Origin of the sequence: Ralstonia sp. 25C, from assembly GCF_051904805.1 — a bacterium.
Classification (GTDB): Bacteria; Pseudomonadota; Gammaproteobacteria; order Burkholderiales; family Burkholderiaceae; genus Ralstonia.
This window is the reverse complement of the sequence record NZ_CP196738.1, coordinates 1-25089: the sequence shown is the minus strand read 5'-3', so window position 1 is coordinate 25089 and position 25089 is coordinate 1. Positions and strand designations below refer to the sequence as shown.

Annotated in this window: 18 protein-coding genes, 2 tRNA genes and 3 rRNA genes; 16 read left to right on the top strand and 7 right to left on the bottom strand. The window is 59.7% G+C overall.

Going from position 1 to position 25089, the window contains the following annotated elements; all coding sequences use genetic code 11:
* Positions 1-28 precede the first annotated feature (28 nt).
* Complete coding sequence (locus tag ACS7SF_RS18670; RefSeq protein WP_439893644.1) at positions 29-853, top strand: DODA-type extradiol aromatic ring-opening family dioxygenase; 825 nt, start codon at positions 29-31, stop codon at positions 851-853.
* An 85-nt stretch (positions 854-938) separates the two neighbouring features.
* On the opposite strand, the gene ACS7SF_RS18665 is transcribed toward ACS7SF_RS18670, so the two are convergent.
* Positions 939-1592, bottom strand: a complete 654-nt coding sequence (locus tag ACS7SF_RS18665) for a GntR family transcriptional regulator (RefSeq protein WP_439893643.1) — start codon at positions 1590-1592, stop codon at positions 939-941.
* A 262-nt stretch (positions 1593-1854) separates the two neighbouring features.
* On the bottom strand, positions 1855-2205 hold the full coding sequence (locus ACS7SF_RS18660; protein WP_439893642.1) for a hypothetical protein: 351 nt from the start codon (positions 2203-2205) through the stop codon (positions 1855-1857).
* A gap of 749 nt (positions 2206-2954) precedes the next feature.
* Here ACS7SF_RS18660 and ACS7SF_RS18655 point away from each other — a divergent pair.
* The 7 genes from ACS7SF_RS18655 to ACS7SF_RS18625 all read left to right on the top strand — a co-directional run bounded on the left by ACS7SF_RS18655 (position 2955) and on the right by ACS7SF_RS18625 (position 11348).
* A 16S ribosomal RNA gene (locus ACS7SF_RS18655) occupies positions 2955-4492 on the top strand.
* A 60-nt stretch (positions 4493-4552) separates the two neighbouring features.
* A tRNA-Ile gene (locus ACS7SF_RS18650) sits at positions 4553-4629 on the top strand.
* 36 nt (positions 4630-4665) lie between these two features.
* A tRNA-Ala gene (locus ACS7SF_RS18645) sits at positions 4666-4741 on the top strand.
* A 266-nt stretch (positions 4742-5007) separates the two neighbouring features.
* Positions 5008-7886: ribosomal RNA gene (locus ACS7SF_RS18640) — 23S ribosomal RNA — on the top strand.
* A gap of 117 nt (positions 7887-8003) precedes the next feature.
* Positions 8004-8116 (top strand): 5S ribosomal RNA (rrf, locus tag ACS7SF_RS18635).
* The 16S, 23S and 5S rRNA genes sit together here with 2 tRNA genes alongside, the layout of an rRNA operon.
* A gap of 213 nt (positions 8117-8329) precedes the next feature.
* Positions 8330-9805 carry an ISNCY family transposase gene (locus ACS7SF_RS18630; RefSeq protein WP_439893641.1) on the top strand — a complete coding sequence of 492 codons (1476 nt, stop codon included), beginning with the start codon at positions 8330-8332 and terminating at the stop codon, positions 9803-9805.
* Between the two features lie 289 nt (positions 9806-10094).
* The gene (locus tag ACS7SF_RS18625; protein WP_439893640.1) at positions 10095-11348 is read left to right on the top strand and encodes a tyrosine-type recombinase/integrase; all 1254 of its coding nucleotides are present in this window, start codon (positions 10095-10097) and stop codon (positions 11346-11348) included.
* A gap of 355 nt (positions 11349-11703) precedes the next feature.
* Here ACS7SF_RS18625 and ACS7SF_RS18620 read toward each other — a convergent pair whose 3' ends face one another.
* Genes ACS7SF_RS18620 through ACS7SF_RS18605 form a run of 4 tightly spaced genes read right to left on the bottom strand, consistent with a single transcriptional unit; the run spans position 11704 to position 14622 of the window.
* Entirely contained in the window at positions 11704-13260 is a 1557-nt protein-coding gene (locus ACS7SF_RS18620) for a ThiF family adenylyltransferase (RefSeq protein WP_439893639.1), read from the bottom strand.
* The gene (locus tag ACS7SF_RS18615; RefSeq protein ID WP_439893638.1) at positions 13257-13796 is read right to left on the bottom strand and encodes a Mov34/MPN/PAD-1 family protein; all 540 of its coding nucleotides are present in this window, start codon (positions 13794-13796) and stop codon (positions 13257-13259) included. Before ACS7SF_RS18615 ends, ACS7SF_RS18620 begins: the two co-directional genes overlap by 4 nt.
* Complete coding sequence (locus tag ACS7SF_RS18610) at positions 13793-14296, bottom strand: hypothetical protein (RefSeq protein WP_024541915.1); 504 nt, start codon at positions 14294-14296, stop codon at positions 13793-13795. Before ACS7SF_RS18610 ends, ACS7SF_RS18615 begins: the two co-directional genes overlap by 4 nt.
* Positions 14293-14622, bottom strand: coding sequence for a hypothetical protein (locus ACS7SF_RS18605; protein WP_439893637.1), 330 nt, complete (start codon positions 14620-14622; stop codon positions 14293-14295). Before ACS7SF_RS18605 ends, ACS7SF_RS18610 begins: the two co-directional genes overlap by 4 nt.
* A 215-nt stretch (positions 14623-14837) precedes the next feature.
* On the opposite strand from ACS7SF_RS18605, the gene ACS7SF_RS18600 reads away from it, so the two are divergent.
* Both ACS7SF_RS18600 and ACS7SF_RS18595 read left to right on the top strand, forming a co-directional pair.
* Positions 14838-15161, top strand: a complete 324-nt coding sequence (locus ACS7SF_RS18600; protein WP_024541913.1) for a helix-turn-helix domain-containing protein — start codon at positions 14838-14840, stop codon at positions 15159-15161.
* Positions 15162-15163: 2 nt separating this feature from the next.
* Positions 15164-16024 carry an ImmA/IrrE family metallo-endopeptidase gene (locus ACS7SF_RS18595; RefSeq protein ID WP_439893636.1) on the top strand — a complete coding sequence of 287 codons (861 nt, stop codon included), beginning with the start codon at positions 15164-15166 and terminating at the stop codon, positions 16022-16024.
* Between the two features lie 59 nt (positions 16025-16083).
* Here ACS7SF_RS18595 and ACS7SF_RS18590 read toward each other — a convergent pair whose 3' ends face one another.
* Entirely contained in the window at positions 16084-17787 is a 1704-nt protein-coding gene (locus ACS7SF_RS18590; protein WP_439893635.1) for a phage integrase family protein, read from the bottom strand.
* A 748-nt stretch (positions 17788-18535) separates the two neighbouring features.
* Here ACS7SF_RS18590 and ACS7SF_RS18585 point away from each other — a divergent pair.
* From ACS7SF_RS18585 to ACS7SF_RS18560, 6 genes are read left to right on the top strand one after another with little or no spacing between them, the layout of a single operon-like run.
* A complete protein-coding gene (locus ACS7SF_RS18585) occupies positions 18536-19870 on the top strand; it encodes a lysine N(6)-hydroxylase/L-ornithine N(5)-oxygenase family protein (RefSeq protein WP_439891109.1) in 1335 nt (444 codons plus the stop codon).
* Positions 19867-21123 (top strand): MFS transporter, encoded by a 1257-nt coding sequence (locus ACS7SF_RS18580; protein WP_439891110.1) that lies wholly within the window; start codon positions 19867-19869, stop codon positions 21121-21123. The genes ACS7SF_RS18585 and ACS7SF_RS18580 overlap by 4 nt, the downstream gene beginning before the upstream one ends.
* Before the next feature lie 40 nt (positions 21124-21163).
* Positions 21164-21943 (top strand): phytanoyl-CoA dioxygenase family protein, encoded by a 780-nt coding sequence (locus ACS7SF_RS18575; protein ID WP_439891111.1) that lies wholly within the window; start codon positions 21164-21166, stop codon positions 21941-21943.
* Between the two features lie 25 nt (positions 21944-21968).
* On the top strand, positions 21969-22298 hold the full coding sequence (locus tag ACS7SF_RS18570; protein WP_439893634.1) for a cupin domain-containing protein: 330 nt from the start codon (positions 21969-21971) through the stop codon (positions 22296-22298).
* Positions 22299-22308: 10 nt separating this feature from the next.
* Positions 22309-23898 carry a class I tRNA ligase family protein gene (locus ACS7SF_RS18565; RefSeq protein ID WP_439891113.1) on the top strand — a complete coding sequence of 530 codons (1590 nt, stop codon included), beginning with the start codon at positions 22309-22311 and terminating at the stop codon, positions 23896-23898.
* Between the two features lie 4 nt (positions 23899-23902).
* Entirely contained in the window at positions 23903-25075 is a 1173-nt protein-coding gene (locus ACS7SF_RS18560) for a PLP-dependent aminotransferase family protein (protein WP_439893633.1), read from the top strand.
* Positions 25076-25089: the final 14 nt, after the last annotated feature.

Here is a 25089-nt window from a genome sequence, read left to right as displayed (position 1 = left end):
CATCGCGACTTTGCATAGAGGCCCCATCATGAACACACCCCGACTCCCCACGTACTTCATCAGCCACGGCGGTGGCCCCTGGCCGTACATGACGGGGGACTTCCGTCACAACTTTGATCAGCTCGAGCGTTCTCTGGTGGAAATGCGCGCCGAGTTGGGCAGCGTGCCCAAGGCCGTGTTGATGATCTCGGGCCATTGGGAGGAAACCGGTTTCGCCGTTTCCTCCGGCAGCCGCCCCGGCATGGTGTACGACTACTCCGGTTTTCCCGAGTATCTGTATCAGATCCAGTACCGCGCACCGGGCTCGCCCGAACTGGCGCAGCGCGTGCGCGATCTGCTGCTGGGGAGCGACTTTGATGCACGGCTCGACCCGACGCGGGGTTTTGACCACGGCACCTTCAGCGTGATGAAGCCGTTGTGGCCCAATGAAGACATCCCCGTCGTGCAGTTGTCGCTGGACGCCGGCCTCGATCCCGCGTTGCATCTCAAGGTCGGCAAGGCCCTCGCACCGTTGCGCGATGAGGGGGTGCTCATCATCGGCAGCGGTTTGAGTTACCACAACCTGCGTGCCATGCGCGGCACGAGCGGGCATGAGCCTTCCCGCCAGTTCGACGCGTGGCTGCAGCAGACGCTGGTGGAGGCTTCGCCCGTTGAACGTGCCGCGCGGCTGATCGGCTGGGAGCGAGCCCCCAGTGCACGCGATGCGCATCCGCGTGAAGACCACCTGCTTCCGTTGATGGTGGCCGTTGGCGCGGCATGGGATGAGCCCGGCGCCACCACATATCACCAGACCGATCTTTTCGGCGGGCTGACCGCGTCGAGCTTCCGCTTCGGCCACACGCCTGCGCACTAACTTCCCATCCAAGCCACCGAGCCATTCTGGAAAGTCACCACGAAGCTGCGCCGCTGAAGTCCTCTGATGGCGCCCGGATGCCTGCTTACACTTCGAAGTATTCCGGGCGCAGCCGGCGCGTGATTTCCAGCACGGGCAGCACCTGGTCGAGGTGCTCTCGCATGGCCCGGATGGCTTCCTTCGGTTTGCCGGAGGCGAGTGCGTTGATGACGGCGCGGTGCTCGGCCAGCACTTCGGTCATGCGGCCCTCCAGCGGCAGGGTCAGCAGCCGATAGCGGTCGATTTGCGTCTTGACTTCCAGAATGATCTGCCACACGCCGGGGTAGCCCGACAGCTCGGCCAGCGTGGCATGAAAGGCTTCGTCTGTGCGGAAGAACCCGCGGCGGTTGCTGTCGCGCACGCATTGCGCCTGGCGCTCCAGCACGGCATTGAGCTTCTTGATGCCTTCCGGCGTCATGCGCTCAGCCGCCTTCTCAATGATGGCGACTTCCAGCGCGCTGCGCACCAGCATGGCTTCTTCCAGCGTATTGAGCGGAATGCGCGATACGAACGTGCCAACACGCGGTTGCACGTCGATCAGGCCTTCTTCCGCCAGCCGCTGCACCGCCTCGTGAACGGGGGTGCGGCTGGTGCCGAATTCATCCGCGAGCTCTTTTTCAACGATGCGCGTGCCGGGCAGTAGCTCCATCTCGACGATGCGCTCGCGCAGGCTGAGGTAGACGCGTCGGGAAGCGGTCATCGTGACCTCGTCATGCGACGGCGAGGAAGCGGGGCGCGAAGTCATACAGCTCGCAACAAGATCGGGTAGTAATGGAAGGGATTGCAACGCGCTGCCTGAGTATGTCGATGCGGTCAAAGACCCGTGAGCAATGGGCGGCGCGGCGTCATGATAGCGGCAAAGCCCGCGCACTTGAACTGCGGCCAGCCTGAGCCCGGCCTCTATATGTACGTGCTTCTCTGGGGCGGGGCTGTGCGTCGTTTTCTTGAAGGAGGCGGGCTGCTCAACGAGCCTCGGTCACGGTGGTGTTGAAGAGCTGTCCGCCGATCATCACGTTCTGCGGCACGATGTTGTGCACGTTGTAGGCGTAGATCGGCCCCGCGCAATACCACGTGCCCGAAGGCACCACCACGCCGCCGCCGGCGGCATTACACGCTGCAATCGCCCCCAAAGATGCCGGTAGCGAATCGAAAGAACCCGATGCCTGTGCCGCCTCAGCACCGGAGTTGACGGGCGATTTGGTTGGGTCGGAATACGGGCTCGTTTGCGCGACCACGGCGCACGGCTGCGCACCAAACACCTCCACTTGGGAATCCGCAGCAGGAAAGGTGCTCTGCGCAACATCGTGCAGCAACGAGATGATGGCAGTAGCGGCGTCGTTCGCACCCGAGATCGGATCTGTGTGTATTGGAGGCGGTAGGCGGGCTGGCAACTGGCAACTGGCGCCGTCGCGTCAGAGCCACCTCCACATGTTCTTATCAGCGCCCCGCCGACCACGGCGCCGCAGTCGCTGACCGGCCACCCACGAGGTAATCCGATGAGGATTGATGGTGTCGTGATCAGCCGATTTTCGCTCGCAATCCTAGACCCCACCGGGGCTCGACGGCATTCTTCATGGTCGTGTCATTAGCGAGTCATGAAAAAGGTGTTGCCAAGTCCCGCAAAGATGCCTATAGTTCGCCCCTCGCTGCACGACACAGCGCCGAAACGAAGGTTGAGGCGGTGGAGTTGAAGTGGCGGAGAAGTAAGAGTGGTGCGGGTTTGCGGGTTGTTGAGAGGTTGGCGGCGGCTCGAAGTTGCGGTGAAGTTAGCGACGCGTTGAGCGATAAAAATTCTTCAGCAAGTTGTTGACAGCGACGAAAAAGCTCTGCATAATCTCGTTTCTCTGCTGCAGCAAACGCAGCGACGCGGTGAACAAAGTTGATCGCGCAGTTCTTTAACAAGCAAACAGCCGATAAGTGTGGGCGCTTAATACTGGATGCGGCGGATTCGTCCGTTAGCTAACAAGTAATGAAGTGCTCGCACAGAAGTAAGGTTTGAACGAAAGTTCAAGTCAGATTCTGAGAGTGAGCGACCGCTCGTAAAGAGCGAAAACAGCAGATTGAACTGAAGAGTTTGATCCTGGCTCAGATTGAACGCTGGCGGCATGCCTTACACATGCAAGTCGAACGGCAGCATGATCTAGCTTGCTAGATTGATGGCGAGTGGCGAACGGGTGAGTAATACATCGGAACGTGCCCTGTAGTGGGGGATAACTAGTCGAAAGATTAGCTAATACCGCATACGACCTGAGGGTGAAAGTGGGGGACCGCAAGGCCTCATGCTATAGGAGCGGCCGATGTCTGATTAGCTAGTTGGTGAGGTAAAGGCTCACCAAGGCGACGATCAGTAGCTGGTCTGAGAGGACGATCAGCCACACTGGGACTGAGACACGGCCCAGACTCCTACGGGAGGCAGCAGTGGGGAATTTTGGACAATGGGCGAAAGCCTGATCCAGCAATGCCGCGTGTGTGAAGAAGGCCTTCGGGTTGTAAAGCACTTTTGTCCGGAAAGAAATCGCACTTAATAATACTAGGTGTGGATGACGGTACCGGAAGAATAAGGACCGGCTAACTACGTGCCAGCAGCCGCGGTAATACGTAGGGTCCAAGCGTTAATCGGAATTACTGGGCGTAAAGCGTGCGCAGGCGGTTGTGCAAGACCGATGTGAAATCCCCGAGCTTAACTTGGGAATTGCATTGGTGACTGCACGGCTAGAGTGTGTCAGAGGGGGGTAGAATTCCACGTGTAGCAGTGAAATGCGTAGAGATGTGGAGGAATACCGATGGCGAAGGCAGCCCCCTGGGATAACACTGACGCTCATGCACGAAAGCGTGGGGAGCAAACAGGATTAGATACCCTGGTAGTCCACGCCCTAAACGATGTCAACTAGTTGTTGGGGATTCATTTCCTTAGTAACGTAGCTAACGCGTGAAGTTGACCGCCTGGGGAGTACGGTCGCAAGATTAAAACTCAAAGGAATTGACGGGGACCCGCACAAGCGGTGGATGATGTGGATTAATTCGATGCAACGCGAAAAACCTTACCTACCCTTGACATGCCACTAACGAAGCAGAGATGCATTAGGTGCTCGAAAGAGAAAGTGGACACAGGTGCTGCATGGCTGTCGTCAGCTCGTGTCGTGAGATGTTGGGTTAAGTCCCGCAACGAGCGCAACCCTTGTCTCTAGTTGCTACGAAAGGGCACTCTAGAGAGACTGCCGGTGACAAACCGGAGGAAGGTGGGGATGACGTCAAGTCCTCATGGCCCTTATGGGTAGGGCTTCACACGTCATACAATGGTGCATACAGAGGGTTGCCAAGCCGCGAGGTGGAGCTAATCCCAGAAAATGCATCGTAGTCCGGATCGTAGTCTGCAACTCGACTACGTGAAGCTGGAATCGCTAGTAATCGCGGATCAGCATGCCGCGGTGAATACGTTCCCGGGTCTTGTACACACCGCCCGTCACACCATGGGAGTGGGTTTTGCCAGAAGTAGTTAGCCTAACCGTAAGGAGGGCGATTACCACGGCAGGGTTCATGACTGGGGTGAAGTCGTAACAAGGTAGCCGTATCGGAAGGTGCGGCTGGATCACCTCCTTTAAGAGCGTGCATCCGACGTTAGGCGTCCACACTTATCGGTTTGTTTGATGTTACAGCCAAGGGTCTGTAGCTCAGGTGGTTAGAGCACCGTCTTGATAAGGCGGGGGTCGTAGGTTCAAGTCCTACCAGACCCACCAAGTTACGGACGGTGGAAGTTGTACTCTGCCGTGACTGGGGGATTAGCTCAGCTGGGAGAGCACCTGCTTTGCAAGCAGGGGGTCGTCGGTTCGATCCCGTCATCCTCCACCATTACCTTTTGGTTACCAAACGCAAGCATCGACGCGATGTCGATGGTGTTTGCGTTTGGCCTAGCCAAGACGAGCGTAAAAGTTCGGCTGTTCTTTAACAATATGGAATGTAGTAAAGGTGTCGCGGAGCATTGATGAGATGCTCGGTAGTTACGCGACACTGGGTTGTGATTGTATCAACCAGTATTACCAGAGCAATCGATGAGATTGTCTTGGAATACGGCACAACGCGAGAACTCAGCCTATAGCGAGACATACTCGTTATAGGGTCAAGCGAATAAGTGCATGTGGTGGATGCCTTGGCGATTACAGGCGATGAAGGACGTAGTAGCCTGCGAAAAGCTGCGGGGAGCTGGCAAACAAGCTTTGATCCGCAGATGTCCGAATGGGGAAACCCGGCCCGCATGGGTCATCTGTTACTGAATACATAGGTAACAGAAGCGAACGCAGTGAACTGAAACATCTAAGTAGCTGCAGGAACAGAAATCAACCGAGATTCCCAAAGTAGTGGCGAGCGAAATGGGATCAGCCTTGTACTCTTTAGCAGTATTGCTAGCAGAACGGAATGGAAAGTCCGGCCATAGTGGGTGATAGCCCCGTATGCGAAAGCAGTATTGTGGAACTAGGTGTACGACAAGTAGGGCGGGACACGTGAAATCCTGTCTGAAGATGGGGGGACCATCCTCCAAGGCTAAATACTCGTAATCGACCGATAGTGAACCAGTACCGTGAGGGAAAGGCGAAAAGAACCCCGGGAGGGGAGTGAAATAGATCCTGAAACCGCATGCATACAAACAGTCGGAGCCTGGAAACGGGTGACGGCGTACCTTTTGTATAATGGGTCAGCGACTTACATTCAGTGGCAAGCTTAACCGATTAGGGAAGGCGTAGCGAAAGCGAGTCCGAATAGGGCGTTCAGTCGCTGGGTGTAGACCCGAAACCAAGTGATCTATCCATGGCCAGGTTGAAGGTGCGGTAACACGTACTGGAGGACCGAACCCACTAACGTTGAAAAGTTAGGGGATGAGCTGTGGATAGGGGTGAAAGGCTAAACAAACTTGGAAATAGCTGGTTCTCTCCGAAAACTATTTAGGTAGTGCCTCGTGTCTCACCTTCGGGGGTAGAGCACTGTCATGGTTGGGGGGTCTATTGCTGATTACCCCGCCATAGCAAACTCCGAATACCGAAGAGTGCAATCACGGGAGACAGACATCGGGTGCTAACGTCCGGTGTCAAGAGGGAAACAACCCAGACCGCCAGCTAAGGTCCCTAAATATTGCTAAGTGGGAAACGAAGTGGGAAGGCTAAAACAGTCAGGAGGTTGGCTTAGAAGCAGCCACCCTTTAAAGAAAGCGTAATAGCTCACTGATCGAGTCGTCCTGCGCGGAAGATGTAACGGGGCTAAGCAATATACCGAAGCTGCGGATGCACGTAAGTGCATGGTAGGAGAGCGTTCTGTAAGCCTGTGAAGGTGTCTTGTAAAGGATGCTGGAGGTATCAGAAGTGCGAATGCTGACATGAGTAGCGATAAAGGGGGTGAAAGGCCCCCTCGCCGTAAGCCCAAGGTTTCCTACGCAACGTTCATCGGCGTAGGGTGAGTCGGCCCCTAAGGCGAGGCAGAGATGCGTAGCTGATGGGAAGCAGGTTAATATTCCTGCACCGTCGTATGATGCGATGGGGGGACGGATCGCGGAAGGTTGTCCGGGTGTTGGATGTCCCGGTCCCTGCATTGGAGATGGCACTTAGGCAAATCCGGGTGCGTAATTCAAGGGTGTGGGGCGAGCGACTTTAGGTCGCGAAGCAATTGGAAGTGGTTCCAAGAAAAGCCTCTAAGCTTCAGTCATACGAGACCGTACCGCAAACCGACACAGGTGGGCGAGATGAGTATTCTAAGGCGCTTGAGAGAACTCGGGAGAAGGAACTCGGCAAATTGGTACCGTAACTTCGGGATAAGGTACGCCCTTGTAGTTTGACTGGCTCGCGCCAGAAGGACGAAGGGGTTGCAATAAAATGGTGGCTGCGACTGTTTAATAAAAACACAGCACTCTGCAAACACGAAAGTGGACGTATAGGGTGTGACGCCTGCCCGGTGCCGGAAGATTAAATGATGGGGTGCAAGCTCTTGATTGAAGTCCCGGTAAACGGCGGCCGTAACTATAACGGTCCTAAGGTAGCGAAATTCCTTGTCGGGTAAGTTCCGACCTGCACGAATGGCGTAACGATGGCCACACTGTCTCCTCCCGAGACTCAGCGAAGTTGAAGTGTTTGTGATGATGCAATCTCCCCGCGGCTAGACGGAAAGACCCCATGAACCTTTACTGTAGCTTTGCATTGGACTTTGAACCGATCTGTGTAGGATAGGTGGGAGGCTTTGAAACCGGGACGCTAGTTTCGGTGGAGCCGACCTTGAAATACCACCCTGGTTTGTTTGAGGTTCTAACCTTGGCCCGTGAATCCGGGTCGGGGACAGTGCATGGTAGGCAGTTTGACTGGGGCGGTCTCCTCCCAAAGTGTAACGGAGGAGTTCGAAGGTACGCTTGGTACGGTCGGACATCGTACCTAAAGTGCAATGGCAAAAGCGTGCTTAACTGCGAGACCGACAAGTCGAGCAGGTGCGAAAGCAGGACATAGTGATCCGGTGGTTCTGTATGGAAGGGCCATCGCTCAACGGATAAAAGGTACTCTGGGGATAACAGGCTGATACCGCCCAAGAGTTCATATCGACGGCGGTGTTTGGCACCTCGATGTCGGCTCATCTCATCCTGGGGCTGTAGCCGGTCCCAAGGGTATGGCTGTTCGCCATTTAAAGAGGTACGTGAGCTGGGTTTAAAACGTCGTGAGACAGTTTGGTCCCTATCTGCCGTGGGCGTTGGAATCTTGACGGGGGCTGCTCCTAGTACGAGAGGACCGGAGTGGACGTACCGCTGGTGTACCTGTTGTCTCGCCAGAGGCATCGCAGGGTAGCTATGTACGGAAGAGATAACCGCTGAAAGCATCTAAGCGGGAAACTTGCCTGAAGATGAGGATTCCCTGCAGACTTGATCTGCCTGAAGGGTCGTTCGAGACCAGGACGTTGATAGGCTGGGTGTGGAAGCGCAGTAATGCGTTCAGCTAACCAGTACTAATTGCCCGTGCGGCTTGATCCTATAACCGGTATGTTTCCGGCTGGGTCTGCCTTGTGCCTGATACAAATCAAACACAACCCCAACACTACATTCCCATATTGGTCCCGTTGACCACGTCAACGTGACGACAAGTCATAGCCTGGTGACCATAGCGAGTCGGTACCACCCCTTCCCATCCCGAACAGGACCGTGAAACGACTCCGCGCCGATGATAGTGCGGATTCCCGTGTGAAAGTAGGTCATCGCCAGGCTCTCCCATAAAACACCCCAGCCCTCATCCGGCTGGGGTGTTTGCTTTTCCTGTTCGGAGATATTGATCGACTTTATTTAACATAAGAGTTGTTATGGGAGCAAGAGGTGTTGGGGATTTTTTCTAATGTCGTACTTGGGATGAATTCAAATGTCGTACCCCGTCTCTGAGCGTGCCATGCTGGCGGCCTTGCAGGCCAGTTTGGAGCGCAATCATGGGACGACCCGACACGATCACCATGAGCATGCGGGAGCTGGACCGCTGCAAGGTTATCCAGGCCGTCGTCGATGATGGTCTGATGGTCTGGCGTGCCGCGGAGAAGCTCGGCATCTCCAAGCGCCAGGTGGAGCGTCTGGTGCTGCGCTATCAGCAAGACGGCCCGCGCGGCCTGGTGTCGCGTCGCTGGGGGCAACCGGGCCACCACCAGTTGCCGCCTGGCCTGGAGGTACGCGTGCGTGGCCTGATCCGCGACAGCTATGCGGATTTTGGCCCGACCCTGGCGGCCGAGAAGCTGCGCGAGCGGCACGGCATCGATCTTTCCGAGGCGTGTGTACGCCGGATCATGATCGATGCGGGCTTCTGGGTGCCAAGGAAGCTACGGCCGCCCAAGGTGCACCAGCCGCGCAACCGGCGCGCGTGTCTGGGCGAGCTGGTGCAGATCGATGGCAGTGATCACGCGTGGTTCGAGGACCGGGCGCCGGCGTGCACGCTGCTGGTCTATGTCGATGACGCCACCGGCCGGCTGATGCAGCTGCTGTTCGTGCCGACCGAATCGACGCAGGCCTACTTTGCGGCCACGCGGGCCTATGTCGAGCGCCATGGCAAGCCACAGGCGTTCTACAGCGACAAGGCCAGCACCTTCCGGGTCAATGCCCGTGAGAACGCCGAGGGCCGCGGTTACACGCAGTTCGGGCGCGCCCTGTTCGAGCTGAACATCGACAGCCTGTGTGCCAACACCAGTCAGGCCAAGGGCCGCGTGGAGCGCATGAACGGCGTACTGCAGGACCGCTTGGTCAAGGAGCTGCGCCTGCGCGGCATCAGCAGCATGGCGGCCGCCAACGCCTTTGTGCCGGCCTTCATCGTTGACTTCAATGCGCGCTTTGCCAAGGAGCCGCGCAGCGACTTCGATGCGCACCGGCCGGTGCGTGGCGATGAGGACCTGGAACGGATCTTCTGCTGGCGCGAATGGCGCAAGGTGTCGGCCAGCCTGACGCTGCAGTACGCCAAGGTGATGTACCTGTTGGAAGACCGACCCGAGCACCGCAAGCTGGTGCACCGCTATGTCGAGGTGGCCGAGTACCCGGACGGCACGATTGAGCTGTGGGTCGAGGGCGCTTCCCTGCCCTACACCACCTATGACCGCTTCGCTGAGATTGATCAGGGCGCGATCGTGGAGCACAAGCGGCTGGGCCACGTGCTGGCGGTGGCCGCGCAATTACAAGCGCAGCGGGATGATCGGCGTTGGGCCGGGCCCTCGCGCACCTTGGTGGGAGAGCCACCGCGGCCCAAGCGCCCGGCGCCGCAGACCAAGCGGCAGCGCCTGATCAACCGATTGGACCTGGAGCGCGCCATCCAGCAAGTCGGGCCTTGCCCGCCCAGCAGCGTGCCAGTCACCAGCACCACGGCCTTACCGATCGCCCCCAAGAAGAGTCGAACTGAGCACAAAGCGCACGCCCGTGCCGACATTTGAATTTAGCGGCGAGGACGACAACTCAATGCCGGCTGGACAATGGATGGGTGCAACGATGCACCCTGCAGCACCTCACTCAACCAGCGCCGCCATAGTCGCCGAACCTAAAAATGCGTTGGGTTCAGACGTAAAACTGCGTCGAAATGCTGTGTGAGGCACATGCCGATTTGTCGGCTCATGGTTACGTCCCTCTGTTCTGCAGCGGGATCTCAGGCGTCGCTTCGTTCGTTTGAACTGTTTCGCCGCGACTCCCAGGGTGCCACACTTATGACATGCGGCGTACGTCAACATGACCAACATTGGGCGTCGCCGCGTTAGTCAACACATCTCCGCCGCAGGCTCAGATATGCATGACTCCGGTTCACCGTCTCCGCGCACCTTGAAGGATATTGCTGCGAGTGGCTTACCCGAAGAACTTTCGGGAAAAACAGGCTCAAACCGAGACTATGAGTTTGAACCATTGATCGTCGCACAGACTGACTGTCAGGCAATCGACGCCTGGCTAGCCGAGTCTGCAGAGGGTTCTGCGACCCGCCGCGCTTACGAGAAGGAGGTGCAGCGGTTGTACGCCTGGGCTCTTGCATATGCGGGCAAGCCGATATCCTCGCTCAGTCGCAGCGACTTGATGGACTACGAGCGGTTTATGAGCGCCCCACCACCGCACTGGTGTGCCCCTCGCTACGTTCGTCGCAGTTGCGCTGAGTGGAGGCCGTTCGAAGGCCCGGCCTCTGCCGGAACCCGCGGGCAAGCATTCCGTGTACTAAAAGCATTCTTTACTTATCTTGTCGGAGTCCACTACCTCGTCCGCAACCCCTTGGGAACACTGGATACCCAAAAAACCGATAGTTCTCGTCCCAGCAGACTGTTGAGGTACATCCCGCAGGCAACGCTCGCTCACTTGCTCCTCGTACTCGAAGACGAGTGCACCAGGTCGAAGGGCGTGGATCCGGCGATGCACCTTGAGATGGAACGCATGCTGATGGTCATTCGTGTTCTCAGCAACACTGGCCTTCGGCGTACAGAATTGGCTGCTGCACGAATGGGAGATTTGTACTCAGACCGCGATACGGTCACTGGGGCGGATCATTGGTTCTTGGCTATTAAGAGAAAGGGGCGGAGTAGTGAGGTAGTGGCTTTCAATCCAACTGCCCGAGCTGCCCTCTTTCGTTGTCTGAGCGCATACGGGGTGAACCCCTACAATGCTGATCCCAGAGTGCCGTTGGTTCCAAAGCTCGGTTACTACGGCCCGACCGTTGACGATTCAGCGTCGCCCACGGATCAAACCATATACAACATCGTACAAAAGGCGCTGAGCGTCGGCGCGAAAGCCCTAGAGAAGGCCAATTCAGGGGACGCTTATGTCTTAAGCCGTGCGACTCCTCTGTGGTTGCGCCGGACATACGTGATGCTCATGATGGAAATCGGGCAACCCCTGCAACTGATTAATCGACAACTCCGGCATGCATCGATCGATACGACCGCCGGTTCTGTACGTGCGGAGAACTATGAGCTCTATCGAGCGGCGGCGTGTTTGGCGATATGAGCGCAATATGTCGAGCATAACCGGGTGGCAACGGGTATGGCGATACGTGAGGACAAGCCCCATTTTCAGACGTTGTGTCACAGGCGGCCGAATCTAGCCAGCAGGGCCACTAGGTCCACGGCGTCAAGCCCTGCCCGCTGCATGTAATCTCCCTCGGCAGCTATCGGCACAAGCGTGCCCGCGCACTGACTGACTTTGCGCGGGCGTCGGTGCAGATTTCGGATTTGATTGAGGCGGAGGTGTGGGGATGGGTGGGACTCGCATCGCTGGGCGGCTTGGTCTGGCGATGTGGGTACGCACCGCCAAGTGCGGCACGGAAAGACAAATCGATGCGCTCCCTAGAACGGGCAGCGAGCTATGCTCGAAACGAACTAGGCCAATGTCTGGCCCAGCGGTCTCGCAGGTGCTGAGAGCAATCGCAACCATGCTCAAGAGCGACATTCATGGACCGTATTTTTGCCCGAGCGAATGTGGCAACCGCCATGGTGCCGTCCTGAATCGATTTAGCCGCCCCCAAGTGAAGGTAGCGTAGAAACTGGACAATGAGCAGGACACCTGCCGCTGCGGAAACAAATCCCACCGACATCTCGGGCGAGCCGGCAGCGAAGCGGTCAAGGTCGGCTTCGGAAAGCTTTCCGCAACCACCAGGGCCAAGCAGGAGTTCAACGTCCTCCTCGCTCAAGCCAAGTTTGCGGGCGTACGCCGTCCGGCGCTCACCATCAAGCTGCCGCAGAGCGGCGATTCGCTCCAGAACGATGGCGTTTCGCGACGGTAGTGGGTTATGGCATTTCAGACAAGCGGTTCCAGCACCAAGGTCAAAGATGCTTGCTTTCGCACTGAGTCCGTCAGTGCTCCCACCGATGATCAATTGTGGCAAGCCGTTTTGAAGCGCATGCCGCGGATCGTTTTTATCGACGCACGATAGAACAATGGGAAATTTGTAGGCCTGCTCCAACGCTCGAACATCGTCGTTAGGAGCATGCTTGCCGCGGCTTGCAACGAAGGTTTGCCACCAGTCCGAAACAGCTTGGCAGTCGAAACCCGCCGACTGCAGGTAGCGCTGCATGAGACCAACCTTGGACTCTCCGTCGTCTTCGCGAGTCGACAGAGCATAGCGATTGTCGTTAGTCAGGTCGAGTTCGTCTTTGTCCACGACGCTGCACGAACCGGCGAACCGCGAAGTGCCCAGGCAAAGAGCGGCTGCTTGAGCGACAGCGCCAGCGCCAGCGAAATAGAAATGCGGTAACGCTTCAAACTGCTCGGCGCTCGGTCCGTCAATGAGGTCGGCCCACGTATCGGCACTGGACATCGTCCAAGATGACGCGAAATGCGCCGTGATGAAGTCACCCTTGCCCGGCTTCATCCCTCGCAACAGCTTGAAGACCTCTCCAGCAGCGTAGCTCGCGCACAGATATGGCCCGATGGAAAGGTCACTTACGGGAGGGACATCCGGCACATCCCCCTCGACGCCCACAAAATATCTCCAGCCGTCTGCATAGAGTTGCAGACGCCGGGGCGAGGCCACCGCCTGAGACCCGATCACCAGTGCCAAGTCGGGCGCGGAGCCAGCTTCTATCCGGGTGGCTCTGATGTGAGGTCCGCTGATCAAACGGATGCACTCTTCCAGCGTTTCGAGAAGCGTATCCTTTTCGCCGAACGGCGCCACGCCCTGATGAAGGGTTGCCTTCGGCACGTCCAGAATGATCTCCGTCACCACCTTGAACTGACGGCTCAGTAGGCTGACAAGCATCCAGACAAGATGTTGCGTGCCTAAAGCCGCAGCCATGCGAGAACTGACGTGGACGAGAACGATGCCTGATTTCGCCTGACTAGTGTCAAGGAGAACGCCCTGAGGGTCGGCACGAAGGTGCCGGTCAGCAAGTTGGTCCAATTCTGTTTTCATCGCGGTCATCGCAGATCAAATATTGGAGCTTCTGGCCCATCGGAAAGCGCAACTCGCGACTGCGCGTGCTCGTCCGACAGCAGATGCCAATAGCCTTGGAAATATTCGTGGACGCCTAGGCCTCGCGGCCACGGGCCGGACCACTTGCCGTATCGCGGAAAGACAATGGACACCGCTCGGCGGCTGGGCGTCATCTCGTCATCGTAAGAGGAGTGTTCAACACCAACGCCAGGATGCGAATGGATCGCACCAACAACTGTCCATCCTTGTGCCCGAGCAAGTTCCGCGACCTTCATCATGGCCTCGCCGGGTACCGAGTAGTTCTGCGGCCGATTGATTTGCATAGGCACGACAACGGCCTTCACCAGACCGTTTCCAACGGAATCAAGCGAACCAAGCCACAGGCAGGCCGACTCGACCATCCCCGCACCACATAGGATGCCGGCGGTACGGACGAGCGTAGAAGCCGGCACCGTCAACACTTTGCCCGTTGGGACATACAGCGTCGGCGGTCGCGGTCGCCACAGCATTGCTTCGTCCTTCATGGTGTGCTCCGTCCCTTGTAGTACAGCGGGACTAGGCCACGACGGATCGCTGCGAGCGTCGCCAAAAAGTTCATCCGCTGCGGATTCCACACGTGCTCGGCATTCACGCTGTGGTTCACCTTATAGAACTCCAACGTGGTCGACGAGCAGATGAGCTGCCCTCCACCGTTGTAGTTCGGGTGAAAGGCGATATCCGATGCTCCTTCGCACCTCGGAACCCAACACACATCATCGGGATACACGTATGTCATCGTCATTGGGTTGACGAACTGCGCACTGGGTGGCCCCTTAGGGTAGTGATCGAAAAACAGACGCAGCAGGTAAAGATCGACTTGGCGTTGATGCACGTTTTCGACAAGCAAGGGCACGAGCAGCGTCAGGTCATCCGGTTTCGACCACCCCCTGTCGGTCAAGGTGCTGTCCTTCAGAACTAGTTGAAGGTCACGCTGGAACGCCTCCCTGCCAGCGTGAATGTCCTGCACAAGCATCTGCGCAATCATGACTGCGCTCCCCCGGTCGGACCGACGATTTGAAACTTGTGGCTCTTCGTATGCTTGTCGTCGAAAAGCTGGCGCAGCGTCTCGCCGAGGAACGGCATCATGTCTACGCCATCATCGGTCTGGAGGCGATCATCCGGGCGCCGGTTCTCGCCCAACTTCACGTAAGCGATATCCCAGGCGCCTTGCAACGTATCACTCCAGGAAACCCGGAATGAAACGTCCTGCACGGATGCCACATGCTCGAACTGAAGCTTCGGGCCGTGCGTGTCGTCGTGTTGATCGTTATTGCCTTCGTGGGGCTTATTTTCGAGAGCTGCGTCGCTCATGTGAACCTCGCTGATGGTCTTCGCCGCGGGCACGGCGACTGGTTGATGGGTCGCAGTACTAGAAAACATAGGCATGCCCCATGAGTCGGCATAGTACACCTGTTTTGTTCGGTGTACCGAACGGGTGAACGAGGAATAACTCTAAAAATACCGGCCACTTCTGTTCGGTATACCGGTACACTATACGGCTCGCTTTTTCTGATTCGCTTAAGACAATGGCCACCCTCCGCGACAAGCTCAAAGCGAAAAGATCCGAGAAGGGCAAGTCCCTAGATGCCCTAGCGAAAGACGCTGGACTGAGCAAAAGCTATCTGTGGGAATTGGAAAACCGGGAATCACCCCGCCCCTCCCTCGACAAATTGCAGGCAATCGCCGGTGCGCTAGACATCGACGTTGCGTTCTTCATCGATGACAGCATTGAAGATCTGCAGGAAGACCTGAAGGACCGACAGTTCTTTCGGAACTACTCCAAACTGAAACCTGAGACGAAAGAACAGTTGCGCGTCATCCTCGAGGCATTGAAAAAGACAGGTGGATAAAGATGCCGCTAACCGAGCCGGTCAGGCCGGCAAAAGCTGCGATTCGTCTTTCCCATCTTCTCGACGCCGCACTGGGGGAGTCGACTCGATTCCCGGTCAACGTGGGAGAATTGGCCCAAGCCGTTGGACGTGAACTCAGGCTAGGGGACGAAATTACCGACGTCCAAGCCGCCAATCTCGACAGCTTTGAAGGTGGGTTGTTCCAAGTTGAAAAGGGCAGATGGGCGCTTCTCTACAACGAATCGCTGTCTTCACCAGGGCGGATTCGTTTCACGCAAGCGCACGAACTCGGCCACTTCCTAGTGCACCGGCTCCTGCAAGACCAGTTCCATTGCTCCCAGGCAGAAATAGCCGGCTATGACGCTGGCAGCAGACAGATGGAGGCTGAGGCCGACGAATTCGCGTCCACGCTGTTGATGCCGATGACACAGTTCAGGGCAAGCGTTGCTGGCCAATCAATTGACCTTGATGTTCTATCAAGCGCATCGACCAAGTTCGGTGTTTCCCTAACCGCGGCTGCCCTGCGATGGATACGCTCAACCGAGGACAGCGCTGTTCTGGTGCTCTCCACGGACGGTTTCATGAACTGGAGCGTCTCCTCCGACCAAGCCTTGAAGAACGGTGCGTACTTCAAGACCCGAGGGCGAGTTGTTCCCGTCCCGGAAGGCTCGCTGGCCGTAGATCCTGAGAGAGAATCATCACGGTTGGGCGAGCGCGTGCAACTGAAGACGTGGTTCCAGAACGCGCATCCCGATGCAGTTGTACGCGAGATGAAGCTGCAATGTGACAACTATGGCTACACGCTCTCGTTACTGCTCCTCTCCAACGGAGACAAAGTTTGGGCGACTCGGGACTGGACATAGAATCATGCTTAAGTCGCAGCGTGGGCGCTCTCTCTTAAGCACCACACACCACTAGCCATTCATTTTCGAGCGCCAAAGGCTTCCCCAAGCTGGCGCGCACGCTTGATCTCATCGCCGTGAAGATAGATCGAGGTCGTCGAGACCGAGGCGTGCCGCAGATTGTCGCGCACGGTGGTCAGTTCGGCGCCGCGCGCCAGAGCATGGGTTGCATGCGTATGCCGCATCCAGTGCGGACTGGCCTTGCGCAGCTTCTCAGCCAGCACTGCATGGTCGTTCTCGATGGTATTCGCAGCCGCGTCAAAAAACCGTCTAACCACGCTCCATAGGCGCGTTCCCGTAATCCCTTCAGCGGCATCGATCCCCAGCCCACCAATCAGCGGAGTCTTTGGATTCCAGCGCGTCCGCGCCACTGGCAGCCCACGCTCCACGAGGTAGCGGTCGAGCGCTGCGCACGCCAGTGGTGGCAGCGCAACCTTGCCAGCGCGACTACCCTTCCCCACCAGGTTGAGCCAGTGATCGCCCTGTCGGTCCGTTTCGATGTCGCCGAGCTTTGCGGAAACAAGTTCGCTGGCCCGCAGGCCCGTCGCGTAGCCGAAATCCAGCACGAAGCGCAGCCGCTGCGCGGCGGGTGCCTCCCAGCCATACGACCACTCCAGTCCATCGGCGATGGTGCGGACCAGCGCCCATTCGCCCTCGGTAAAGACATGCGAGGCATCCAGCGCGGCCGTCCTGCCGCCGCCGCGTACCTTGATGCCTGCAAAGGGGTTGGCCAGCACGTAGCGCTGCTGAATCATCCAACGGAACATGGCCCCCAACACGGACAATGCGTAGGCGATCGAGCGCGCGGACAGCGCGTCCGTAAATGGCCGCCATTCGACGGACGTGCGCGGGCGAGCCGGGCCGACCCAACGCTCCCGCGGTGTCGGTCGGCGCAGGAAGCTCCGATACGCAATCGCATCCTCAACTGTGAGCGACGACAGTGGCCGACCGCGTTCGACAATCGCCCACAAGATCAGGCGCTCCGCCTCTTTGCGGTACGACCGTTGGGTCGCCGGCGACTCGTGCAGGGACAGCCACGCTTGAGTGGCCTCGTAATCGTTGTCAGCGGTGAGCACGCAGGTCTCGCGCGGCGCCCGGAATTGCCCCTGCGAGCCGTCGACCTCGTTGGGCAGGCGCAATTGCTCCCACGGCACCACCACGCCGTGGACCTGCTCTGCGATCAGGGCCCGAGCGCGCTCGGTCAATCGAGGATGTTCGGCAAAGAATGCCTCGATGCGTCGCGCGCTGGCCTGGCCTAATCGGGGGATGGCAGCCCACCAACGGCGCCGGCGCGGCACGCGGACAGTCAGATCGGCCAAGGTGGCGATGTCAGCGGCCCGCAGCGTGGCGACGGTGCGCGCATCCAGCCACAGCGCCACGTCATCGCTGATGGCCGGTTCTGGCAGTGGCAGCGTGCGGAGCAACTCGATCGCCTGGTCGGCCGCCCTGCCTTGTTTGGCGCGTTCGGCCGCAGGAATCTCGAAAAGCGTCGCTAGGTCTTCGCGCTGACGCCGGCGCGCAAACGCCGCGACTTGACGCCGGATGCGGCCGAGCACGCCGCGTGAGGACTGCCCTGGAGTCAGGCGCTCGCCCAGGTAACGCTCAACGGCCTCGCGGGTTGACAAGCCGGCATGCCAGGCTCGCAGCGCGGCCAGTTCGGCGGCATCGGGGAAATCGGACGGGGTGCCGACGGAAGGATCGACAGGAAGCAGACGCGTTTTCATGGAGGCAAGTTTAGTGCCTCTATATAGCTATTACGATAAGAATAGTTATCGCAATAGCGCTATATCTTCGAAGCGGGACACACGCGGTTCTCGGTAACTTGTCGTCAGGAGCTAGATGCGTAATCACCGCGACGCTGTTGTCTGGTGGCCAGCGGCGGTGTTCGTGCTGACGCCAACACGCGGGCGGCGAGGCGAAGTCGTTTGGAAGTGACGGTTTGGCCGCTGAACTTGCTCCTCTTCACGGCATGTCTTCCACTTCAAATCGTCAAATTCGTGTCGGATTCTCCGCGTCTCACCGGCATTGTCTCTTGGCGCAGGGTCACATTACAGGCGCACCTTGTCCGTCGTGTTTAGATCAAACAATGGAGCTGCGCATCATTTTTCTCTGCTGAAAAAAATCTTCATCGTGCCGTTGTCTTGCGGACGGCTTACGGGTTTTCTACTTTTGCGGCAGTCCAAACAAAAAGCGATGCGCAAGGACAGCGCACACGGCCAGGGGGATTGGCTCTCAAGCAGCGCACCCGACAGGTGAATATTCGCATGAAGTCTTTGACCCCCTCCAGCAGTGCCGTGCATCCCGCGCGGACCAATTCAATGGCCTTCATGGCCCACTTGCCGCCGCACCGCGGCCAATGTGCTCCAGCCTGAACGGTTGACACACCGTCACCGCACAGCGCATCCCACGCATCTCGTCTTTTCGCCCGCCGTCGTCGGCGTCGCTTATCAACCGACCTGCAGGAAGCCCCACATGGACATGCTGGACGTCATTGGTATCGGGATCGGCCCGTTCAACCTCAGCCTGGCAGCACTGATTGCGCCCACACCGCTGCGGGCACTGTTCCTGGAAAAGCGCAGCGCATTCTGCTGGCACCCGGGGCTCATGTTGCCGAACGGTCGGCTACAGGTCTCGCCGCTCAAAGACTGCGTCACGCTGGTCGACCCGACCAGCCCCTACTCGTTCCTCAACTACCTGGCGGTGCACCGGCGGCTCTACGGCTTCGTCAACAAGCGCAGCGCCTCCACCTCGCGGCGAGAGTTCACCGATTACTACCAGTGGGTGGCGCAGCAGCTCGGTACGCTGCGCTTTGGCGAGGAGGTGGTCGACATCGTGCCCGTGGCTGGCGGCTACCGCGTCAGCACGCGCGCCGGCACCTACCATGCGCGAGCCATCGTGATGGGCGTGGGCGTGGAGCCGAAGATCCCGACCAGCGCCCGCTCATGGCTGGGCGACACCGTCTATCACGTAGCCAATTACCTTGATCGCCCACCATTGCGTGCTGGCGAGGAGGTGCTGGTGGTCGGCGGAGGCCAAAGCGGCGCCGAGGTGGTCGAGCACATGCTCGAGCATGCCCCGACCGCGCGCATTACATGGGTCACCTCGCGAGCCAACCTGTTTGCCATGGACGACAACGCCTTCGTCAACGAAGCGTACATGCCGGGCTACAACCGACGCTTCCACGCCCTGCCGATCCGCCAGCGCCGCGCCATTGTGGAGGCCGAGAAACTCACCAGTGACGGCATCTCGGCCGAGCTGTGCAACCGCCTGTACGACGCGCTGTACGAGCGAAGCGTGGCCGGTACGCTAGCCGGCAACTTTCGCCTGCTGCCCGGCGTGGCGATGGAAGACATCACCCGTCGCGACGAACGCTGGCAGGTAGGATTGGCCGCGCTCACCACACCACACCGCTGCCGCATCCAGGCCGAACGCATCGTGCTGGCAACGGGCTTCCAGCCGTGCATGCCGCCCTTCCTCCAAACCCTGCTGGCCGGCGCCTGTTTGGAAGACGGCCTGCCGGACCTCGGCCACGATTACGCCGTGCGCTTCGAGCAAGGCATGCCCGGCCCGGTTTATCTGCAAAATCAGGGCCGCGTGCAGCACGGCCTGCAAAGCGTGAACCTCTCGTTGGTGGCTTATCGCAACAGTCGCATCATCAACAGCCTGCTCGGGCATGCGTTCTATCCAGACGTGCCGGACCAGCAGCTGCTCGGCGCTCTCGACCAGGCTGATGACGCCGCCGAAGTTGATCTCAGCCTTGGCTTTGACGCCATCCCGCACCTACGCCGCCACGCCGCCTTCGCATGACCGCCGCTTCCTTTTCTGCTGTTCGCAACCGGCCGGGCAGCACGCCGTCCCCACATGCTGACCTGCTGCCCGACACGCTGGAGCTGCGTGCCTTCGTGCCGTTCCTTGTCGCATCGATCGTGATTGCGGCGGCGTATGGCACCAGCTTCCTGTTACCCGATTACCTAAAGGCGCATGGCATGAACAGCGCTGCGGCGGGTGCGGTCATCTCCAGCGGAATGGTCGCCACCATCGTGTGCTGCTGCTTGGCGGGGTGGGTAGCCCAGCGCATCGGCGTGATGCCAACCATCGCGGGGGCATCGCTGGCCATGGCGCTGGCCATGCTGGGCTTTGCGGGCGTGGCAATCGATGCACGTGCGGCGTACGTGGGCGGCATGCTGGTGGGCGTGGGCTGGTCGGTGTTCTTCATCCTGGCGCCACTGCAGATCATCCACCACTTGCGGCCGGCCGCGCGCATCCAGTACCTGACCATCGTGTCGGGTGCGCAGATGGCGGGCCTCGGGCTGGCCACGCCGCTCAGCCGCCTGCTGGCGCAATACACCGGCTCAGTCGCGGTCGTCTACGTGATGTTTGCGGCGGCCTGCGTGGTCGCGGCGATGTGTGTGGAGACCGCGCGGCGTGCCATGGCCCATGCGCCCGGCCTGCCGATGACGCGTGTGGCCATCACCGTGCGTGAAACCCTGGCGCTACTGAGCGAGCGTACCGCTGCGCCCATCGCCATGATCGTGTTTGCCGCGTGCATCTTTGCAGGGCTGTCGACCTATCAGAGCGTGTATGCCGAATCACGCCACCTGCGGCCGGATCTGTTCTTCTTGGCCTTCACGGCAACCAGCGTGGCACTGCGGTTCTCGCTGGCACGTGTGATGGGGCGCATGCCGGTGCAGCGGCTGGCCCTGGTGCTGTTTGTGGCGACGGCTGCATCGCTGGCGCTGTTCATCGCCAACACAGGCAGCACGCTGCTGTACGTGGCGGCCACGGTGATTTTCGCCACGGGCTACGGGCTGAGCTACTCCACGCTCAACGGTATGGCGGTCAACCTGGCTGGTGAACAGGGCGTATCGGTGCCCGTCACCTCGCAGATCTTCACGTTGGCGTACTTCATCGGGCTGTTCGGGTTTCCGTTCATTGGCGGTCACCTGATCCGCAGTTCGGGCCCCAACGCCATGCTGCTTGCGCTGCTGGGAGCGGTGGCCATCAATGTCGTGCTGCTGGCCGCGCTGCGTGTGCGGGTGGCCGCGCCGGCCGTGCGCTGAGGTGCGGCCTTCGTCTATCTTCTCAAGGAGGGTGTTTCGTATGCTGACTGAAGCGCAACAAGAAAAGTGGCACCAGGACGGATATCTCAGGCTGGAAGGCTTTTTCGACGCGGCCGCGCGCGAGCGCATCTCCAATTTGGTTGACGAGGTCGGCCGCTGGAACGTGAGCGACGACAAGTGGATGATGTGGTTCGAGAAGACCAACGATGGCAGCAAGATCATCTCCAAGGTCGAGAATTTTCTCGACTACAACGATGCCCTGCGTGAAGCGCTGCTGGCCGATGGCCGCATCCGCAGCGCTGTCGAGACGCTGCTTGATGAAGACACGCGCATGCTCAAGGAGCTGCTGATCTTCAAGTATCCGGACAGCGGCGGCTACCGTCCGCACCAGGACATCTACCACATCCCGCACAAGATTCCGGACCGCATGGTGCACGCAGTCGTCGCCATCGGCATCGACGATTCCGACCCGAACAACGGCGGTTTGTTCTTCACGCCAGGCCGTCACAAGGAAGGTGTGTTTCCGATGAACGCGGGCGGGGTCATCCACCCCGAGGTGGCCGACACCTTCACGTGGGAACCGACGCCCTGGAAGGCCGGCGACATCTTCATCTTCGACGACTACGCGCCGCATTATTCGCAGCCCAACAAAAGCGATCGCTCGCGCCGCACGCTGTATCTGGTGTTTCAACGCGCCTCCACCGGCGGCCCAACGCGTGCCGAGTACAACCGCATGAAGCGCGCCTACAACCCGCCCGAGGGCAGAGTGGCGGACATGGACAACCTGAAGGTGTCCAACGGCATCTTCTACCGCGACTGAGCGGCCAACCCGGGGGAGTGCACACGTGTACACGAAGCAGATCGACCGCACGATGATGCGGCCCGAGTACGGCGTGCTGGTTTGCCGCCTGCTGGAGCACCTGCCGCAGGGCCTGCAGACGCAATTCGGCACGTCGGTAGTAGAAGTGGTGGCGGGCGGCGCGGTCGATCTGCACGCACACCACGAGCACGAACTGTGGGTGCTCATCTCGGGGCGCGGCGAATTCGAAGCGAACGGCCAGACCCGCCTGGTGGAGGAGTTGACGCTGTTCTACATGCCGCCGCACCAGAAACACGCCATCCGCAATACCGATCCGAACGCCAGCCTCAAATTCCTTTCCATCTGGTGGGACTGACCTGACCGATATGCGTACCTATTTCGTTTGCCCCGCTCCACCCTGCCCCAATGGCAAGCTGCACCTTGGCCATATCGGCGGCGTCTACCTCCTGACGGACGTCTTCGTGCGCTTCCAACGCATGGCCGGCCACCGGGCGTACCACATCACTGGCGCTGATGAGCACGGCACCTACACCCTCGTGAAGGCCCGCAAGCTCGGACGCCCGGTTGACGAGGTCGCGCAGATGCACATCGATGAAATCCTGCAGTGCATGCGCGCGCTGCAGATCACTCCTGATGTATTCGTGCGGACTTCCAGTGCCGCCCACAAGAGCAACGCCCTGGCAATCTTCCGCCAGCTTCAGAACGCCGGCTACGTGGAGGTGCGCGACGGAGTGCAGCTCTACTGCACGCACTGCGACGAGTTCGTTGCCGACTCATTGGCGGCCGGCAACTGCCCGGCTTGCGGCGCCTCCACCGACAGCAACCTGTGTGAAAACTGCGGCCTGGCCGTGCAACATGCCACGTTGGAAAACGCGCGGCACACGACGTGCGGCAACGCCCTCACGTTGCGGCCGATTCGCCAAGCGGTCCTCAACGTGCCGAAGTTGGCGCAGGCGTTGGATGAAGCCATTGCGCAGAGCGCATGGCCCGAGGTGATCCGCGAAAAGGAGCGCGGCTGGCTGGCGGGCGACGCCCATGCACTGCCGATGTCACGCCACTTCAGTCGTGGCGTCGTGCTGGACCAGCCAGAAGCCGTGGCCGGCCAGACACTGCTCACCTGGTTCGAAGGTCTGTGGTGTTACGACACCGGCATTCGCGAACAATGCGCTCGCGACGGCTTGGACGCCGAAGCCGTGCTGCACGACCCCGACACGCGCCTGCTGTTCTTCATGGGCCAGGACAATCGCTTCTACTACACGGTGGGCGTGAGCGGCGCCCTGCTCGCGCGCGGCTACCCCATTCCTGATAACCATTCGATCCAGGATTTCTACAAGCTCGAAGGCGAGAAGTTCTCCACCAGCCGCAACCACGCGCTCTGGGCGGACGAGGTGGCGCGCGAGCTGGAACCCAGCGTCCTGCGCTACGCACTGGCGCGCGTGGCCAAACCGTTTGGCGGCAACGACAACGATTTCCAGATTGACGGGCTCATTGCCGCCGCCACGCACCTGTGCACCTGGGAAGACGCGCTGCGCCGCAACGCAGAGGGCGCTCGCACGATAGATGCCAGTGGCCTGTCGCCCGCGCTTCGCGACATCACCGAGCGCTACGCTCGTGCCATCGAAGACGTGCGCTTCTGGGACGCACTGGACGCCATCGATGCGTACTTCGAAGCGTCGGAGTTGGCAGGTGAGCGTACAGGCGCATGGAAGCCGGAAGTCGTGTCGGTGTTCCTGAGCCTGCTGTATCCAGTGGTGCCGGCGCTAGCGATCCGCTACGGTCAGCATTTCTTTGGCGCGGCGTGGCGGCCCTCACTCGAGGCGTCCACCGTGCAGCCTGCCCTGCCCGAAGCTACGGTTGACTTCCCCTACTTCAGTGCGCCGGTGCCCGCCAGCTTCATCGCAGCCTACAACGAGCGCTTTCGCCCAGACCACGCCGCCATGACGATGCCTGCCTGACCCCATGAACCTGATCCCCTCGCGCCGCAGCCGCCTGTCGCAAGACTTTGCCGCATTCGACTACTCGGGCGGCAAGCATGCCATCAACTTCGCCTACGGCTTGCCGGACCCAGCCCTGTTCACCGAACTGGCCTGGCCGGACGCCTTCGGCACGGCCACCGGCGTATCGGTAGGCGACCTCCCGCAGTACACCGATGCGCAAGGCCTTCCGGAACTGCGTGCGCAGGTCGCGCTACGCCACGACGTGCGGCAGGACCAGGTGATTCTGACCAACGGGGCGTCGCAGGCGGTGCAGTTGCTGGCTGACCTGTACCTCGATCCCGGTGACGTCGTGCTGACCGAAGACCCGTCGTACCTGGGCGCGCTACGCACGTTTTCGCTGGCAGGGGCGACCATTGTGCAGCTCGGCATGGGGTCAGACGGCGTCGATCTGGATGCGCTGGAAGCTGCCCTGCGTCACACGCAGCGCGTGAAGCTGTACTACACCACGCCTGCCTTCCACAATCCGACCGGCCGCCATATGCCACGCGCACACATGGCCCGCGTGGCGGCGCTGCTGGCGCAGCACGGCGTGCCGCTGGTGCAGGATCTGGTCTACGCCGAACTGCCCTACGATGGTCCCGCCGAGTGGCTTTCGCCGGGTGGCAACGTGATCAATGTGCACAGCATCTCGAAGGTGGCTGGGCCGGGTTTGCGCGTCGGCTGGGTACTCGCGAAACCCGACATCATCGGCCAACTCGCGCGGCTCAAGTGCGACGGCGGCGTGAGCCCGATCGTAAGCAACGTGGTGCTTGGACTGATGCAGTCGGACGCGCTCGATACGCACATCGCGCGGCTGCGCCTACACTACCGTGCAAAGCGCGATGCTCTGCACAAGCAGCTTCAAGGCAGCCGCTTCTGCGAGCCCGACTACACCGTGCCACGCGGTGGTTTCTCGTTTTGGGTTCGGCTGGCGGCGGGCACCGATGCGCAAACCTTCATCGACGCAGCGCGCCACGAGCACGATGTGCGCTTGGTGCACGGCCAGCACTACGGCCCCGCCAGCCTCAACCACGTCCGGCTGTGCTTCAGCTATCTGCCGATGTCCAGCATCGAGCAAGGGCTGGAACATCTGGACGTGCTGCATGCTCGGCTCTATAGACCGCGGCAAATCGCCGTGGGGACAGTAGCGGCCTGAGCGAGTGTCGTGTC

Excerpts from the sequence above, each read along its gene's own strand:
- ACS7SF_RS18620 (WP_439893639.1), bottom strand. The coding sequence starts at position 13,260 with ATGACCGCGATGAAAACAGAATTGGACCAACTTGCTGACCGGCACCTT.
- ACS7SF_RS18590 (WP_439893635.1), bottom strand. The coding sequence starts at position 17,787 with ATGAAAACGCGTCTGCTTCCTGTCGATCCTTCCGTCGGCACCCCGTCC.
- ACS7SF_RS18625 (WP_439893640.1), top strand. The coding sequence starts at position 10,095 with ATGACCAACATTGGGCGTCGCCGCGTTAGTCAACACATCTCCGCCGCA.
- ACS7SF_RS18605 (WP_439893637.1), bottom strand. The coding sequence starts at position 14,622 with ATGAGCGACGCAGCTCTCGAAAATAAGCCCCACGAAGGCAATAACGAT.
- ACS7SF_RS18630 (WP_439893641.1), top strand. The coding sequence starts at position 8,330 with ATGGGACGACCCGACACGATCACCATGAGCATGCGGGAGCTGGACCGC.
- ACS7SF_RS18560 (WP_439893633.1), top strand. The coding sequence starts at position 23,903 with ATGAACCTGATCCCCTCGCGCCGCAGCCGCCTGTCGCAAGACTTTGCC.
- ACS7SF_RS18600 (WP_024541913.1), top strand. The coding sequence starts at position 14,838 with ATGGCCACCCTCCGCGACAAGCTCAAAGCGAAAAGATCCGAGAAGGGC.
- ACS7SF_RS18565 (WP_439891113.1), top strand. The coding sequence starts at position 22,309 with ATGCGTACCTATTTCGTTTGCCCCGCTCCACCCTGCCCCAATGGCAAG.
- ACS7SF_RS18665 (WP_439893643.1), bottom strand. The coding sequence starts at position 1,592 with ATGACCGCTTCCCGACGCGTCTACCTCAGCCTGCGCGAGCGCATCGTC.
- ACS7SF_RS18615 (WP_439893638.1), bottom strand. The coding sequence starts at position 13,796 with ATGAAGGACGAAGCAATGCTGTGGCGACCGCGACCGCCGACGCTGTAT.
- ACS7SF_RS18575 (WP_439891111.1), top strand. The coding sequence starts at position 21,164 with ATGCTGACTGAAGCGCAACAAGAAAAGTGGCACCAGGACGGATATCTC.
- ACS7SF_RS18595 (WP_439893636.1), top strand. The coding sequence starts at position 15,164 with ATGCCGCTAACCGAGCCGGTCAGGCCGGCAAAAGCTGCGATTCGTCTT.
- ACS7SF_RS18610 (WP_024541915.1), bottom strand. The coding sequence starts at position 14,296 with ATGATTGCGCAGATGCTTGTGCAGGACATTCACGCTGGCAGGGAGGCG.
- ACS7SF_RS18580 (WP_439891110.1), top strand. The coding sequence starts at position 19,867 with ATGACCGCCGCTTCCTTTTCTGCTGTTCGCAACCGGCCGGGCAGCACG.
- ACS7SF_RS18585 (WP_439891109.1), top strand. The coding sequence starts at position 18,536 with ATGGACATGCTGGACGTCATTGGTATCGGGATCGGCCCGTTCAACCTC.
- ACS7SF_RS18670 (WP_439893644.1), top strand. The coding sequence starts at position 29 with ATGAACACACCCCGACTCCCCACGTACTTCATCAGCCACGGCGGTGGC.